The sequence below is a fragment of the Stenotrophomonas sp. SMYL11 genome, assembly GCF_036320005.1.
Classification (GTDB): domain Bacteria; phylum Pseudomonadota; class Gammaproteobacteria; order Xanthomonadales; family Xanthomonadaceae; genus Stenotrophomonas; species Stenotrophomonas maltophilia_A.
Genome location: NZ_JAWIRS010000002.1, coordinates 48,159 through 62,189 on the forward strand (window position 1 = coordinate 48,159; position 14,031 = coordinate 62,189).

14 protein-coding genes and 3 tRNA genes are annotated in these 14,031 nt (G+C 67.2%); 4 read left to right on the top strand and 13 right to left on the bottom strand.

Going from position 1 to position 14,031, the window contains the following annotated elements:
• Positions 1-2: 2 nt before the first annotated feature.
• Genes lpxK through V3B46_RS04195 form a run of 7 tightly spaced genes read right to left on the bottom strand, consistent with a single transcriptional unit; the run spans position 3 to position 8,343 of the window.
• Positions 3-1,022: a tetraacyldisaccharide 4'-kinase gene (gene lpxK, locus V3B46_RS04165; protein WP_154263031.1), complete on the bottom strand. Its 1,020-nt coding sequence runs from the start codon at positions 1,020-1,022 to the stop codon at positions 3-5.
• Positions 1,022-2,770, bottom strand: a complete 1,749-nt coding sequence (gene msbA, locus V3B46_RS04170; RefSeq protein WP_329891202.1) for a lipid A export permease/ATP-binding protein MsbA — start codon at positions 2,768-2,770, stop codon at positions 1,022-1,024. Before msbA ends, lpxK begins: the two co-directional genes overlap by 1 nt.
• Entirely contained in the window at positions 2,767-3,189 is a 423-nt protein-coding gene (locus V3B46_RS04175; RefSeq protein WP_154263028.1) for an ExbD/TolR family protein, read from the bottom strand. Before V3B46_RS04175 ends, msbA begins: the two co-directional genes overlap by 4 nt.
• Positions 3,190-3,192: 3 nt before the next feature.
• Positions 3,193-3,855, bottom strand: coding sequence for a MotA/TolQ/ExbB proton channel family protein (locus tag V3B46_RS04180; RefSeq protein ID WP_019337175.1), 663 nt, complete (start codon positions 3,853-3,855; stop codon positions 3,193-3,195).
• Between the two features lie 3 nt (positions 3,856-3,858).
• Complete coding sequence (locus V3B46_RS04185) at positions 3,859-6,258, bottom strand: DNA internalization-related competence protein ComEC/Rec2 (RefSeq protein WP_329891203.1); 2,400 nt, start codon at positions 6,256-6,258, stop codon at positions 3,859-3,861.
• 59 nt (positions 6,259-6,317) lie between these two features.
• Positions 6,318-7,670, bottom strand: a complete 1,353-nt coding sequence (locus V3B46_RS04190; RefSeq protein WP_049399928.1) for a sensor histidine kinase — start codon at positions 7,668-7,670, stop codon at positions 6,318-6,320.
• Between the two features lies 1 nt (position 7,671).
• Positions 7,672-8,343, bottom strand: coding sequence for a response regulator transcription factor (locus V3B46_RS04195; RefSeq protein WP_032128900.1), 672 nt, complete (start codon positions 8,341-8,343; stop codon positions 7,672-7,674).
• A 145-nt stretch (positions 8,344-8,488) separates the two neighbouring features.
• On the opposite strand from V3B46_RS04195, the gene V3B46_RS04200 reads away from it, so the two are divergent.
• Both V3B46_RS04200 and V3B46_RS04205 read left to right on the top strand, forming a co-directional pair.
• Complete coding sequence (locus tag V3B46_RS04200; RefSeq protein ID WP_329891204.1) at positions 8,489-9,256, top strand: MipA/OmpV family protein; 768 nt, start codon at positions 8,489-8,491, stop codon at positions 9,254-9,256.
• Positions 9,257-9,287: 31 nt separating this feature from the next.
• Positions 9,288-9,572 (top strand): hypothetical protein, encoded by a 285-nt coding sequence (locus tag V3B46_RS04205; protein ID WP_019337170.1) that lies wholly within the window; start codon positions 9,288-9,290, stop codon positions 9,570-9,572.
• 45 nt (positions 9,573-9,617) lie between these two features.
• Here V3B46_RS04205 and V3B46_RS04210 read toward each other — a convergent pair whose 3' ends face one another.
• A complete protein-coding gene (locus tag V3B46_RS04210) occupies positions 9,618-9,758 on the bottom strand; it encodes a hypothetical protein (RefSeq protein ID WP_165929929.1) in 141 nt (46 codons plus the stop codon).
• Between the two features lie 184 nt (positions 9,759-9,942).
• Between V3B46_RS04210 and V3B46_RS04215 the strand changes: the two genes are divergently transcribed.
• Positions 9,943-10,275, top strand: coding sequence for a hypothetical protein (locus V3B46_RS04215; RefSeq protein WP_329891205.1), 333 nt, complete (start codon positions 9,943-9,945; stop codon positions 10,273-10,275).
• A gap of 98 nt (positions 10,276-10,373) precedes the next feature.
• Here V3B46_RS04215 and V3B46_RS04220 read toward each other — a convergent pair.
• From V3B46_RS04220 to uvrB, 3 genes are all read right to left on the bottom strand, one after another.
• Positions 10,374-10,448 (bottom strand) — tRNA-Val (locus V3B46_RS04220).
• Between the two features lie 98 nt (positions 10,449-10,546).
• Positions 10,547-10,621: transfer RNA gene (locus V3B46_RS04225), tRNA-Val, on the bottom strand.
• Between the two features lie 107 nt (positions 10,622-10,728).
• The gene (uvrB, locus tag V3B46_RS04230) at positions 10,729-12,753 is read right to left on the bottom strand and encodes an excinuclease ABC subunit UvrB (protein ID WP_154263022.1); all 2,025 of its coding nucleotides are present in this window, start codon (positions 12,751-12,753) and stop codon (positions 10,729-10,731) included.
• A 128-nt stretch (positions 12,754-12,881) separates the two neighbouring features.
• On the opposite strand from uvrB, the gene V3B46_RS04235 reads away from it, so the two are divergent.
• Positions 12,882-13,406: a GspH/FimT family pseudopilin gene (locus V3B46_RS04235; protein ID WP_154264932.1), complete on the top strand. Its 525-nt coding sequence runs from the start codon at positions 12,882-12,884 to the stop codon at positions 13,404-13,406.
• Between the two features lie 61 nt (positions 13,407-13,467).
• Here the strand turns inward: V3B46_RS04235 and V3B46_RS04240 are convergent.
• A tRNA-Asn gene (locus tag V3B46_RS04240) sits at positions 13,468-13,544 on the bottom strand.
• Between the two features lie 73 nt (positions 13,545-13,617).
• Positions 13,618-14,031 (bottom strand): type IV pilin protein, encoded by a 414-nt coding sequence (locus V3B46_RS04245; protein ID WP_049399924.1) that lies wholly within the window; start codon positions 14,029-14,031, stop codon positions 13,618-13,620.

Genomic DNA, 14,031 nt, shown 5'->3' on the forward strand with positions numbered 1-14,031 from the left:
ACTCAGTTCGGTCGCAGCTTGTCCAGGCGGTCGGTCAGCGCCACCCAGAACGCGGCAGGCAGCTCGGCGCGCAGCGGGACAGCGTAGTGCCAGTCATTGCCGAACGCACGGCATTTCACCGCGTCCTTTTCAGTCATCAGCACCGGCAGCTGGCTGCCAAAGGACAGGTCCTGCGGCTGATAGGCCTGATGGTCGGCGAAGGCATGCGGCACCACGCCGATGCCGCGCGCGCGCAGCATGTCGAAAAAGCGCTGCGGATGCGCGATACCGGCCACGGCATGCACGCGCTGGCCCTTGAAATACGACAGCGGACGGGCACGGCCACCGGCAAGCGGTTGTGCGCTGTCGATGTGCAGGGCCATCGGCCATTGGCCGAAGCCACAGGCCTGTGCCGCAGATTCCTCATCGGCCTGACCGAGATTCACCACACGGAAATCGCATTCGCTGGCGCGGCTGACCGGCTCGCGCAGCGGCCCGGCCGGAATCATCCGGCCATTGCCGTAGCGGCGCTGCGCATCGACCACTTCGATCTCGATGTCGCGTGCCAGCCGGTAGTGCTGCAGGCCGTCGTCGCAGACGATCACATCGCAACCGGCCTCGATCAGCGCCTTGCCGGCAGCAACACGATCACTGTCCACGCGCACAGGCACGCCGGTCTTCCAGGCAATCAGCACCGGCTCGTCGCCACCCTTGGCTGTCGGCGTATCGGCCTTGACCCACAGCGGCTTGTCGGGATCTTCGCGGCCGTAGCCACGACTGGCCACGCCCGGCTTCCAACCGGCGGCACGCAGGCGCTCCACCAGCGCGATGGTCAGCGGCGTCTTGCCAGTCCCACCGGCGGTGATGTTGCCAACCACGATGACCGGCACCGGCAGCGTGTAGCGCTTGCGCCAGCCACGCCGATAGGCGCGCCGGCGCATCGCGGTGACGCCGGCATACAGCGGCGCCAGCAGGCGCATCGCCCACGGAACCGGGGTGCCGTCGTACCAGTACGGCGGGGTCTGGGTACCCTTGCCGGCCATCAGTCCTGCCTTTCGCGGAACTGCATGCTGTGCAGATGCTGGTACAGGCCACCCATGGTGAGCAGCTCCTTGTGGGTACCGCGCTCGACGATGCGACCGTGGTCCATCACCAGCACCTGGTCTGCATGCTCGATGGTCGACAAGCGATGCGCGATGACCAGCGTAGTGCGCTCGGGCATCAATCGCTGCAGCGCGTCCTGCACCAGGCGCTCCGATTCGTTGTCCAGTGCTGCGGTGGCTTCATCGAGGATCAGGATCGGCGCGTCGCGCAGGATCGCACGGGCGATCGCCAGGCGCTGGCGCTGGCCACCGGACAGCAGCGCGCCGTTCTCGCCCACCGGGGTCTGCAGCTGCTGCGGCATGCGTGCGATGAACTCCCAGGCATTCGCGGCTTCGGCCGCCGCACGGATCTGTTCATCGGTGGCGTCCATGCCATAGGCGATGTTGGCGCCGATGGTGTCGTCGAACAGCATGACCTTCTGCCCGACCATCGCCACCTGGCGGCGAAGATCGGCCAGCGGATAGTCGTCCAGTGCCACCCCGTCGAGGGTGATACGCCCGCCGCTGGGTTCGTAGAAGCGCGGCACCAGCCGGATCAGGCTGGTCTTGCCGCTGCCGGATCGACCAACGATGGCGGTGACCGTACCCGGCTTGGCCACGAAGCTGATGTCGTCCAGGGCGATGCCACTGTCTTCGCGGTAACGCAGCATGACGTGCTCGAAGGCCAGTTCGCCACGCACGCGCTGCACCGTGTTGCGGCCTTCGTCGCGCTCGACCGGCATGTCGAGGATGTCGAACAGGCGCTCGGCGGCGGACACACCGCGGGAGATCGAGGACTGCACGCTGGTCAGTCGGCGCAGCGACGGGATGATCGCCGTCATCGAGATCATCAGGCCCATGAACTGGCCGGCATTGAGGCGCCCTGCCAGTGCTTCGCGGGTCGACACCCAGACGATCACCGCCAGCGCCAGCGCGGCCAGGAACTGGACCACGCTGGAGGCACCGGCACGGGTGATTTCCACCTTCATGTTCAGCGCAAGCATGCGGTTGGCCAGGCGTGAATAGCGCGACATCTCATGCTGCTGGGTGCCGTGCACCTTCACTTCCTGCTGGGCCGCCAGCGACTGCTCCGCGGTCTGCGCCATCGTGCCCATGCCGTCCTGGATGCCCCGGCTGATGCGCCGGTAGCGCTTGCCGACGTAGGACACGATCACGCCGATCATCGGCACCACCACCAGCATGGCCACGGTCACCTTGACGCTCATCTGCAGCATCACCGCCAGCATGGCGATGATGGTCAGGGTGTCGGCAACCACGGTCTTGAGTGCATCGGCGCTGGCCTGGGTGACCTGCTCGGTATCGAAGTTCAGGCGGCTGACCATCACCGGCGTCGATTCGGTATCGAAATGCGAGGACGGCAGGTGCAGGTACTTGGCCAGCACCTGTTCACGCAGGTCGCGCACCACGCTGCGGCCGGTCTTGGCCAGCGCGTAGTCGCTGACCCAGGTGGCGGCGCTGCGCATCAGGAACAGGCCAAGGATGGTCAGCGGCAGGATCACCGCCATTTTCGGTTCGGGATTGACAAAGCCCCGGTTGACCAGCGGCTCCATCAGCTTGGTGAAGTGATAGCCGGCCACCGATTCCACCGCCATCGCGATGATGGCAGCGACCATCAGGCCCCAGTAGGCCCGGGTGTATCCCAGCAGGCGTTTGTAGATCGGCCACACCGGCGCGTGTTTGGAACTCATGGACGCACCTCGGGTGCTGTTGCAATGGCAATACGGCGGAAGCCGAGCTGACCAAGCGCATCCTGCGCGGTCACCACGGCCTGATAGGGCGTGCGGGCATCGGCACGCAACAGCACCGGCTGGGTACGGTCGCTGCCGGCAACGGCCGCGATGGTCTGCTTGACCGACTCGACGTCGCTGCGCAGCACTTCCTGGTCATTGATGAAGTAGCGGCCTTCGGCGTTGATCAGCACGCTCAACGAACGCGGCGGCTCATTGCTGGCCTGCTGGCTGGCCGTGGGCAGCTCCACCTGGAGTGTCGAGCGCGCATCGAAGGTGGTGGTGACCACGAAGAAGATGATCAGCACCAGGATGACGTCGATCAGTGGCACCAGGTCGATATGCGGCTCATCCTGGGATCGGTCGTTGCCGATACGCATCGATCAGGCCTTCGCAGTGGCCGCGCCGGCCGGGCGCGTGGCAGCGGCAGGGTTCATCACGCCGGGGCGGCCATCCAGCGTATCCAGCAGCGCGCTGGCTTCCTGCTCCATCTCCACCACATAACCGTGGATGCGGCCCTTGAAGTAGCGGTGGAACATCAGCGCTGGAATGGCGACGATCATGCCGGTGGCGGTGCACACCAACGCCTTGCCGATACCACCGGCCAGCTGGTTCACATCACCCACGCCATGGTCGAGGATGCCCAGGAACATCTGGATCATGCCGATCACCGTGCCCAGCAGGCCCAGCAGCGGCCCGGCCGATGCGATGGTGCCCAGCGCGTTGAGGAAACGCTCCATGCGGTGCACCAGGTGGCGGCCGGTGTCTTCGATGCGCTCGCGGATCTGGTCTCGCGGACGGTTGCGCGCTTCCAGCGCTGCGGCCAGCAGCGCGCCCAGCGGCGAGTTCGCGCGCAGGGTCTGCAGGTGGGCCGGGTCGAGCTTGCCGCGTGCCGCCCAGTTGCGCACTTCCTGGCCGAGGCCGGGCGGCAGCACTTCAGTACGTCGCAGTGACCAGAAACGCTCCAGGATGATCGCCAAAGCCAGTACGCCCAACAGCAGCAGCGGCACCATCGGCCAGCCACCGGCCTTGACCAGTTCCCACACGTTTCAACCCTCCGGCCCAACGGCCGCTTGTTCGATCGGCGATAGGATAGCAGCCGACCGCGCCCGCCCAGCGGCATCCCACCACCGGGATGCGTGGATGCGCTGTTCACGCAGCTGCAGCCCTTGTGCGCCAAGCCATACGCGGATCGCCCCGGAATCGGCCGTGGCCAGCACCTCGGCCCCTTGTGCCAGCCAGCGCTGGACCACGTCCTGGCGGGGGTGCCCGAAGCGGTTGCGGTGCCCGGCCGAGACCACCGCCAGCCGTGGCGCCACGGCCTCGACCCACGGCGCACTGGAACTGCCACCGCTGCCATGGTGCGGCACCAGCACCACATCCGCCTTCAGCGCTGCCGGGTATGCCTTCAGCAACGCCTGCTCGGCCGGGCGGCCGATATCGCCAGGCAGCAGGACCACGCCATGACGGCTGGCGACGCGCAGCACGCAGCTGTCTTCATTCTCGGCCTGGCGGCTGCCCGGCGCCGGGTGCAGGACCTGGAAATCAACCCCGTCCCACTGCCAGCGCAGTCCCTGCTGGCAGGGCGTGGCGCCGGCGATGGTGCTGCCCGGTGGCGCCAGCAGCTGCAGTCCGGGCAGCTGCCTTCGCAGGCTCGGCAGGCTGCCGGTGTGATCAAGATGGTCATGGCTGAGCATCGCCTGTTGGGGCGGCCCCTGTCCGAGCGCGCGCAGGGCCGGGACCAGAATGCGTTCGTTGCCGTCGCCGCCGGTCGGCGGCCCCACGTCGTACCAGAGCGCGTGCCGCGCCGTACGCACCAGCACCGCGGTGCCCTGCCCTACGTCGTGCACCAGCAGCTCCAGTTCGCCTTCAGCCGGTGCATGCCGGGCGGGCCACAGCAGCGGCAAGCACAGCAGCAGGCCTGCCAGGCCACCGCCAGCGCCGCGTGGCAGCAGCCACCAGAAAACCCCCGCCAATGCCGCCGGCACCGCCCAGCGCGGCGCCTCGGCCAACCACCACATCGCCTGCGGGTGCAACGCCAGTGGCTGCAGGGCCTGCCAGCTGAACTCGAACAGCCAAGCGGCGGCGCGCCATGCCCAGCGCCCGGCGCCATCATGCAACGCGTGCAGGCCGGTACCCAGCAGCGACAACGGCACCACCAGCAGGGTCCACCACGGAATGATCGGCAGATTGACCAGCGGCCCCAAGCGCGCGGTGCCGCCGAACAGCGCCACGCACAGCGGCAACAGGCCGAGGCTGGCCACGCCCTGGGCGGCCAGAAAGTCGCGCAGGCCACCGCCGACGCCCTCCGGCCCGGCCCGCGGCAGGCACCACAGCAGCCACAGCACGCCCCCAAAGCTGAGCCAGAAGCCGGCCGACAGCACCGACAACGGCGCCGGCAGCAGCATCGCCATCGCGGCCAGGGCCAGCCCCTGCCCCGCACCCACCGGGCGACGCCCGGCACGGGCCAGTGCCACCAGCCCGATCATCAACGCCGCACGCACCGTTGGAAGCGCGCCGCCGGCGGCCACGGCATAGGCGGCTGCGGCCAGCGCCGCGCCCCATGCCGCCGCCTGCGGCCGAGGCCAGAACCGTCCCAGCACCGGGCAGAGCCACCACGACACGCGGCACAGCAGTACGCCAAAGCCAGCCACCACGCCTACGTGGAAACCGGAAATGGCGACCAGATGGGTCAGGCCCAGCGCGCGCAGGTGCTCCCAGTCGGCATCGGACAGGCCGCGCGTGTCGCCCAGTGCCAAGGCCTGCACGAACCGCGCGGCAGGATGTGCCACCTGCGTTGCGATGGCGTCACTGCTGCGCTCGCGCCAGGCCGGCAGGCCCTGCGCAGGCGCGCGCTCACGCGCAGCGCCGGGGTCGCGCACCGTGCCATTGCCGGAAATACCGCGCAGCAATGCATGGCGTTCGCCGTCGAAGCCGCCAGGATTGATCCGCGAGCGTGGCGCGCGCACGCGCAACGACAACTGCCAATGTGATCCCGCACGAACCGCATGGCGCCCGCCCTCCGCCTCGTGCGCTGGCGATCCACGCCACGGGTCGTTCCAGGTGACCAGCAGGCGCTTGCCACGCAGCGCTGGCAGCGCATCGGTCTCATCCACGTGCAGCACGAAACGCGTGTAGCCGCGTCCTCTCTGTGGAAGATCGGCCACCCGCCCCCGCACCTGCACATCCTGCGGCGGCGCACCGGGTGGAAGCTGGCCGTGCAGGGCCCACTGCCCGTGCAGTGTCGCCCATGCCAGGCCGAGCAGGACTGCAGCCCACGCGCGGCCGCGCCAGCGCAGCAGCCAGCCCGCGACGCCGGCAGCGGCCATCGGCGCACCCAGCCACAACGGCAGCAGCGCCGGCATCTGCACGCAGGCCAGCGCGCCCAGCACCAGGCCGGCGGCGCAGCCGGGGCCGAACAGGGCCGGAGCGGAACGTTCGGGAACCATTCCAGCAGCCTGCCGAGGGACGTGGCAGGTTGCCTATCGGGGATTTCCCCGCGTGGCTGTCAGCGCCGGACGGTGCCGCGGTGGAAGTTGACCCGGAAGCTGGCACCACCGCCGGCCGCCTCGCCGACACTGACCGAACCGCCGTGATGCTGCACGATTTCCTTCACCAGATGCAGGCCCAGGCCACTGCCGCTACCCGCTGCGCGCAGACGATGGAACGGCTCGAAGATCGCTTCACGGTCGCCCACCGGAATACCGGCGCCCTGGTCGCTGACCTCCAGCAGGCCACGTGCATCCAGGCGCACGCAGATGGTGCCGCGTCCGCCGCCGTGGACGATGGCGTTGTGCACCAGATTGGCGATCACCCGCCCCAGCGCCAGGCTGTCGCCATGGATCCACACTGGCATCTCGGGTGCATCCACTTCGAAGCCGTAACCGGCACCCACCACCAGCGGCGCCAGATCGGCGGCCGCTTCGCGCACCAGCAACGCCAGATCCAGCCGCTGCAGTGCGCCGACATTGCGATCAAGCCGCTGCAGGTCAAGCAGGTGCTCGGCAACGTTACCGAGCCGCGCCACGTCGGTCAGCAGCTGCGACTTCAGCTCGCCCTGCGGCAACTGCGACAGGCGCGCCTGCACCACTGCAATCGGCACCCGCAGTTCGTGCGCGGCATCGGCGAGGAACTTGTCACGCGCGGCATACCCCTGCTGCACTTTGTCGATCGCGTCGTTGAAGGCTTCCACCAGCGGTGCGACTTCGGTCGACACGAGCTGCGCATCCAAACGCGCCCCCGGCTGGCCGATATCCAGCTCCTTGGCCTGTTGTGCGGAGCGGCGCACGCCGCGCATCGCGCGGTGGATCACGGTTGGCATGACCAGCAGCGTGATCACGATCAGAGGCAGGAAAAACCACAGCCCGATCAGGCGCAGCACCATCAGTGCACCGTCCAGCAACCCACCCTTCGGCGCCCCACCCACCATCACCGTGATGCGCCGTCCGTCCTCCTTGCGGATCATGACCCGCGCCACGTCCAGGTACGGCGGCACCAGCGAGCCGAGTTCGGTGGCACCCAGCGTCGGCAGGCGCGCGAGCAGCGGGGCGTGGATCGCCGGAATCGTGCCGCGTTCCAGCCAGACACCCTTGTCGTCGACCGCCGCGAACCATAGGTTGCCCCCGGCCTCGGCGTCGAGCTTGTTCCAGCGCGCCTGGTCCAGCACCAACCGCCCGCCTTCACTGTGCACGGCCTTGGCCACGGCTTCGGCCATGAACATGTCCATGCCCCAGGTGTCTTTGTCGCCCCAGGTCAGGATCAGCGCAACAACTGCAAACAGCACGGTGAAGGCCTGCGCCAGGAACAACCGCCAGGCCAACCCCAGCGTGATGGAACGGATCGGACGTGTCGGACGCGCCATCTCAGGCCTCCGCCAGCAGGTAGCCGACGCCCCGGATCACATGGATTTCAACGCCCGCCCCGGCCTGCTGCAGCGCCTTGCGCAGCTTGGAAATGTGCGCATCGAGCGCATTGGACTGGATCTCATCGTCGAAGCCGTACACCGCGGCCTCCAGTGCCGTGCGGGTGACCGTGCGCCCCTGGCGCATCGCCAGTGCCTGCAGCACCAGCACCTGGCGCCGGGGCAGCGCCAGCGGTTGGCCCTCCACCTGCGCCTGCAGCGATTCGAAGTCAAATTCCAGCCGGCCCAGATGCAGGCTCGGTGTCACCATCGCCGAGGGCCGCCGCGAGACAGCACGGATCCGCGCCATCAGCTCCTCGATCGCCACCGGCTTCACCAGGTAGTCGTCGGCACCGACATCCAGGCCCTCGACCTTGTCCGACAACCTGCCCTTGGCCGTCAGCATGATCACCGCCAGGTTCGGGCGCAGCGCGCGTGCGGTGGCGACGAAAGCCACGCCATCGCCATCGGGCAGCTGGCGGTCCAGCAGCATCAGCTGGTGCACCGGCTCGCGCAGCGCGACCGCGGCTTCGGCCAGGCTGCCGACCACGTCGGCGACCACGCCCTGCCGCTCCAGGCCCGACTGCAGGGCACGGGACAGATCGGGATCGTCTTCGACCAGGAGAATGCGCATCAGGGGCTCGGCTACCGGAAACGGTGCCGATCATAGTGCCTGGCGCCAGGTTTGGGCGTCTTCGTGTGCCAATTGCGAAGGCGCAATGTTCTGACAATGTTGTGCCCGCACCATGCACAGCCATCCCCCGCAAAGTGGTTGATCGATGCCGTCGCTGTCCCCGACCCTGCTGCTCCCGTTGCTGTTCTCCGCTGCCATCGGCCTGCCGTTGATCACCCACGCCGCCGACCGGAACCCGGGCGTGCAGGCCGGTATCAGTGCCGGCGCAACCTCGGGGGCGTACGCCCACTACGACGTCAAGCCGCTGGTCGTACCGTCCATTGCCTGGCAGGGCGAGCGCTTCTTCGCCAGCCCGGGCTCGCTGGGCATGTACCTGTACAAGCGCGAGGGCCTGCGCCTGTCGGCGGCAGTCACGCCCTACACGCTGCGCTTCAAGACCGACGACGTGAACGACCCGCAGCTGCGTCGCCTGCACAGCCGGCAGATGTCGGCCATGGCCGGCATCAACGGTGAATACAGCGCCGACTGGGGCATCGTCGAGGCCAGCGTGATGCGCGAGGTCACCGGACATGGAGGTGGCATGGAGTCGCGCCTGCACTACAGCTATCCGATCCAGGCCGGTCGCTTCACCTGGGTGCCCAAGGTCGGCGTGGTGCACTCCAGTGCGCGCCTGCTCGACTACTACTACGGCATCACCGACGAAGAAGCGCTGCGCTCGGGACTTGCCGCCTACAACCCGGGCAGCGCGACATCACCGAGCCTGCAGATCGCAGTCAGCACGCCCTTGGGCACGAAGTGGCGCGCGACCGGCGTCGTCGCCAACCAGTGGTTCGGCGATGCAGTAAAGGACAGCCCGATGGCCCGTCGCGGTACGCAGACGTCGGCCTTCGTTTCCCTGATGCGCTCGTTCTGATCGAGCGCCCGCAACGGACAAGGACCCCCCCATGGCCTCCGTCTCCCCTGCTGCTGAAGCGCACGCAATCCTGCGTGCCCCCGACCTGGACAGCGCCGAGCGCGCCTACCTGGGGCTGCTGCCCGACCTGGAACACGTGAACGCGCTGACGCGCCGCGCACTGGGCCTTTCGCGTGCTGCAGATGCGGCACGCGGCTACGCGTTGTCGATGACGCTGGTGGGATTGCGCCTGCAGGAACTTGAGATGGGCGAAGCGACCGCAAAGGAACATCGCCAGGCCACGCTGCGCAGCCTGCGCCAGGCCTTCAGCGCCTGAGCGCAGGCCAGCGCCGCCGCCGGTGCCGCAGGGCAGCGGGAAGATTCAGCGGAACGTGGTCCACGCCAGCACTGCCGCCAGCAGGGCCACCCAGATCACCGCTTTGAAAGTACCTTCCAGCATGTTGCCGCCGAACAGCAGTTCGATGATGGGATTGGGCCGGGAAACCGGGACGTGATCGCTCATGCGGCAGCTCCTTGCAGTGACGGCGCGATTGCGCGGTAGACCGGAGTCTACGCCTGCACGGCCCGGATTCATCGCCCCCCCCGGCCGCCTTTGGCGGTTCAATTCCGGCCTTCGTCGCAGGCCGGCTGCAGCCCCCCACATGTCATGCCAGCCTGCGTGCACTTTCCCGCTGGAGCACCGTGCCATGCCGATGCTTGCCCTGATGCTGCTGCTCTCCAGCCTGTTCGGCGCTGGCAACGAGCCCGCTGAAGAGGCCCTTCGCAGCCAGATCCTGCTTGCCGAAACCCAGCAGCCGGACGTCGTACGACAGGATTGCGGTTCGCCCTCCCTGCTGCTTTACCGGCTGCGCCAGGACCGGGTCCTGAGGCTGGCCAACCAGCCCCTGCAACACGAACCCGGCGATGCCCAGCCCACGCGTGGTGCGACGGTTCGCGTCGCCCAGCTCTGGGAGCGCGTGGACGGTCACTGGAAGCTGCAGCGGATGATCAGCGTCGAAGACCTGGTCGTGCAACGCTGACCATGTGGAACCGTGATCGACGCCTGAAACGAGAAAAGCCGGCACAGGGCCGGCTTCCGTCGTGATCCACCACCGCACCGGCAATGCCGGGAGCCAGGTGGTGGGCGGTACAGGGTTCGAACCTGTGACCCCTACCATGTCAAGGTAGTGCTCTACCGCTGAGCTAACCGCCCATCTTGTTCTTGCCGCCCGAAAGCTGGCCTTGCTACGTAAAAACCCGGCGCCAGGGCCGGGCTTTGCAGTTCACGACAGCCCCCTTCCAGGGACTTCGTGGTGGGCGGTACAGGGTTCGAACCTGTGACCCCTACCATGTCAAGGTAGTGCTCTACCGCTGAGCTAACCGCCCGTTTTTGCTACTGAACGTCCGCGATTGCGTCGGTGCAGGCCGCGTATATTACGGATCCCGGCCGTGAAGCGCAACACTTTTGTGAAGAAGATGCTGCACTGCCGCGTTCAGCCCAGACTCGCTTCCTTCAGCTGCCGGATCTGGTCACGCACGCGGGCGGCATCCTCGAATTCCAGGTCCTTGGCGTGCTGGTACATCTGCTGCTCCAGCGCCTTGAGACGGGACGCCAGCTGGGCCGGGCTGAGCGATCGATAGTCACTCCCCTCCTCGGCAACGCCGGGCCTGCCCTTGCCCTTGCCCTTCTTTGCTTCCTTCTCCGCCGCATCGGAGCGCGCACCTTCCAGCACGTCGGTGATCGGACGCGCCACCGAGCGCGGCACGATGCCGTGCTGCTCGTTGTACTCGACCTGCTTGGCACGACGGCGGTCGGTCTCGTCGATCGCTGCCTGCATCGAGCGGGTGATCTTGTCCGCATACAGGATCGCCTTGCCACGCACGTTGCGGGCGGCACGGCCGATGGTCTGGATCAGCGAGCCGGTCGAGCGCAGGAAGCCCTCCTTGTCGGCATCCAGGATCGCCACCAGAGACACCTCGGGCATGTCCAGGCCCTCGCGCAGCAGGTTGATGCCCACCAGCACATCGAACTTGCCCAGGCGCAGGTCGCGGATGATCTCCACGCGCTCGACCGTGTCCACGTCCGAGTGCAGGTAGCGCACGCGGATGCCGTGCTCGGTCAGGTATTCGGTGAGATTTTCGGCCATGCGCTTGGTCAGCGTCGTGACCAGCACACGGTCACCGGCCTTGATGCGCGCATTGGCCTCGCTCATCAGGTCGTCAACCTGGGTGCCCACCGGGCGGATCTCCACCACCGGATCGATCAGGCCGGTGGGGCGTACGACCAGTTCGGTGATCTCGTCACCGGCCTCGCGGTACTCATAGGGGCCTGGCGTGGCCGACACATAGATGCTGCGCGGGCAGCGCTCTTCCCACTCCTCGAAGCGCAGCGGCCGGTTGTCCAGCGCCGAGGGCAGCCGGAACCCGAACTCGACCAGCGTCTCCTTGCGCGAACGGTCGCCCTTGAACATGGCACCGATCTGCGGAATGGTCACGTGCGATTCGTCGATCACCAGCAGCGCGTCGGCTGGCAGGTAGTCGAACAACGTCGGCGGCGGTTCACCGGCGTTCTTGCCGGTCAGGTGCCGGGAGTAGTTCTCGATGCCGTTGCAGTAGCCGACCTCGGCCATCATTTCCAGGTCGAACTGGGTGCGCTGCGCCAGGCGCTGCGCCTCCACCAGCTTGTTCTGCGCATATAGCTGCTCCAGGCGCTCCTTCAGCTCGACCTTGATCGTATCGATCGCCGCCAGCACACGCTCGCGCGTGGTGGCGTAATGGGTCTTCGGGTAGACCGTGAAGCGCTGCATGTTGCGCAGCGTCTCGCCGGTGAGCGGATCGAACAACGTGATCTTCTCGACCTCGCCATCAAACAGCTCCAGGCGAAGCGCCTCGCTGTCCGACTCGGCCGGGAACACGTCGATGACTTCACCACGCACGCGGAACGTACCGCGCTGCAGCTCGTATTCGTTGCGCGTGTACTGCAGCTGGGTCAAATGGTTGATCAGGTCGCGCTGGTCGATGCGCTCGCCCTTGGACAGGATCAGGCGCAGCGACAGGTAGTCTTCCGGCGCGCCCAGGCCGTAGATTGCCGACACCGTCGCCACCACGATCGCGTCCGGGCGCGACAGCAGGGTCTTGGTCGCCGCCAGCCGCATCTGCTCGATGTGCTCGTTGATCGAACTGTCCTTCTCGATGAAGGTGTCCGACGACGGCACGTAGGCTTCCGGCTGGTAGTAATCGTAGTAGCTGACGAAGTACTCCACCGCGTTGTGCGGGAAGAACGCCTTGAACTCACCATACAGCTGCGCCGCCAGCGTCTTGTTCGGCGCCATGATCAGCGTCGGCTTCTGCACGTTCTGGATGACGTTGGCGATGGTGTAGGTCTTGCCCGAGCCGGTGACGCCCAGCAGGGTCTGCTTGGCGATGCCCGCTTCGAAATTGCTGGTCAGCTTCGCGATGGCATCAGGCTGGTCGCCCGCCGGCGAGTACGGCGAGACGAGTTCAAAACGGTCGCTCATGGTGGTGCCAGTTCCCGGGAGTGGTGAGTATACGGGGCATGGAGTGACGGCCCGCTGAGGGGTTTCCGGGCAGGAGAGTGCGGCGGTGCCTGATGGTGAATGCCCCGGCGCACGTCGAGGCTGGAGGCATGTCCCATCGTCCTGGCCCTGCCCGGCTCCACCGCGGGCTCCATCTGATCGAGCTGCTGATCGCCGTCATGGTGCTGTCGGTCCTGCTGGCATTGGCCTGGGGCCCTTGGCAACGCACGCTGCGGCACTTCCAGGCGGAAGCGCTGCGCGCCGAACTGGTCGCCAGCCTGTCGATGGCGCGCAGCACCGCCATCACCGAACGTCGCCGCGTGACGGTCTGCGGATCGTCGGACGGCATGATGTGTGACCAGGCATGGAGCCTGGGCTGGCGGGTGCAGGTCGAACCGGCCAACGGCGCGACCGGCGCCGGGAAGGAACTGCGCGTGCACGAGGCACGCCAGCGTCATGTCGACCTGCGCACCAGCGACCATCGGCCCGACGTGCGGTTCCGGCCCGACGGCCGCAATGCCGGCACCAACCAGTCCATCGTGCTGTGCGTGGACGGGCAGGAGCACAGCCGCGTCATCATCAGCGTCCCGGGACGGGTCAGGAGCCAGCGCCCGCCAAGGCCCACCGCCTGCTGAAGTCCGCAGCGCCATCGCAAAAAACGAAAAAAGCCGCGATTTCTCGCGGCTTTCTCGAATCTGGCGCCCGAAGTTGGACTCGAACCAACGACCCCCTGATTAACAGTCAAGTGCTCTAACCGGCTGAGCTATTCGGGCGGGGTGCGCATTTTAGCCAGCGCTTGCAGGGGAGTGCAAGCCTTTTCTGCAATGCCGCCCAAAGGCCTGCCCTTTACCAGCATCCAGGCCCCTTGCTGGCATTCGGCGTCTTCCGTCCGGCCTGGTCCAGGCTCAGTGTGCCGCAGTCGTCCTTCTTCTGGATCTCGGTCGGTGCCGCCTGCAGGGTAAAGGAGGTGCCGTTCGGCGTTCCCACATAGGAAAGCGTGTATCTGGCGGTACCGTCGCGTGGCGATTGCGAGAACGGCAGCGTCATGCCCGCGTAGGTGTTCTCCACGGTATGCCGCCGTTCCAGCATCTGCGCCAGCTCGACCAGATCGGCCTTGGCCTGGGCACGATTGGCCTTGCGCACATAGGCCTGGTACGAAGGCAACGCGATGGCAGCAAGAATGGCAACCACGGCCACGGTGATCATCAGCTCGATCAGGGTGAAGCCGGTGGCGGTTCGACGCCTGCTGTACACATGCAT

Bases quoted from the DNA above. Each gene is read 5' to 3' on its own strand.
- lpxK (WP_154263031.1), bottom strand. From the start codon at position 1,022: ATGGCCGGCAAGGGTACCCAGACCCCGCCGTACTGGTACGACGGCACC.
- msbA (WP_329891202.1), bottom strand. From the start codon at position 2,770: ATGAGTTCCAAACACGCGCCGGTGTGGCCGATCTACAAACGCCTGCTG.
- V3B46_RS04175 (WP_154263028.1), bottom strand. From the start codon at position 3,189: ATGCGTATCGGCAACGACCGATCCCAGGATGAGCCGCATATCGACCTG.
- V3B46_RS04185 (WP_329891203.1), bottom strand. From the start codon at position 6,258: ATGGTTCCCGAACGTTCCGCTCCGGCCCTGTTCGGCCCCGGCTGCGCC.
- V3B46_RS04190 (WP_049399928.1), bottom strand. From the start codon at position 7,670: ATGGCGCGTCCGACACGTCCGATCCGTTCCATCACGCTGGGGTTGGCC.
- V3B46_RS04195 (WP_032128900.1), bottom strand. From the start codon at position 8,343: ATGCGCATTCTCCTGGTCGAAGACGATCCCGATCTGTCCCGTGCCCTG.
- V3B46_RS04200 (WP_329891204.1), top strand. From the start codon at position 8,489: ATGCCGTCGCTGTCCCCGACCCTGCTGCTCCCGTTGCTGTTCTCCGCT.
- V3B46_RS04205 (WP_019337170.1), top strand. From the start codon at position 9,288: ATGGCCTCCGTCTCCCCTGCTGCTGAAGCGCACGCAATCCTGCGTGCC.
- V3B46_RS04210 (WP_165929929.1), bottom strand. From the start codon at position 9,758: ATGAGCGATCACGTCCCGGTTTCCCGGCCCAATCCCATCATCGAACTG.
- V3B46_RS04215 (WP_329891205.1), top strand. From the start codon at position 9,943: ATGCCGATGCTTGCCCTGATGCTGCTGCTCTCCAGCCTGTTCGGCGCT.
- uvrB (WP_154263022.1), bottom strand. From the start codon at position 12,753: ATGAGCGACCGTTTTGAACTCGTCTCGCCGTACTCGCCGGCGGGCGAC.
- V3B46_RS04235 (WP_154264932.1), top strand. From the start codon at position 12,882: ATGTCCCATCGTCCTGGCCCTGCCCGGCTCCACCGCGGGCTCCATCTG.
- V3B46_RS04245 (WP_049399924.1), bottom strand. From the start codon at position 14,031: ATGCATGTGTACAGCAGGCGTCGAACCGCCACCGGCTTCACCCTGATC.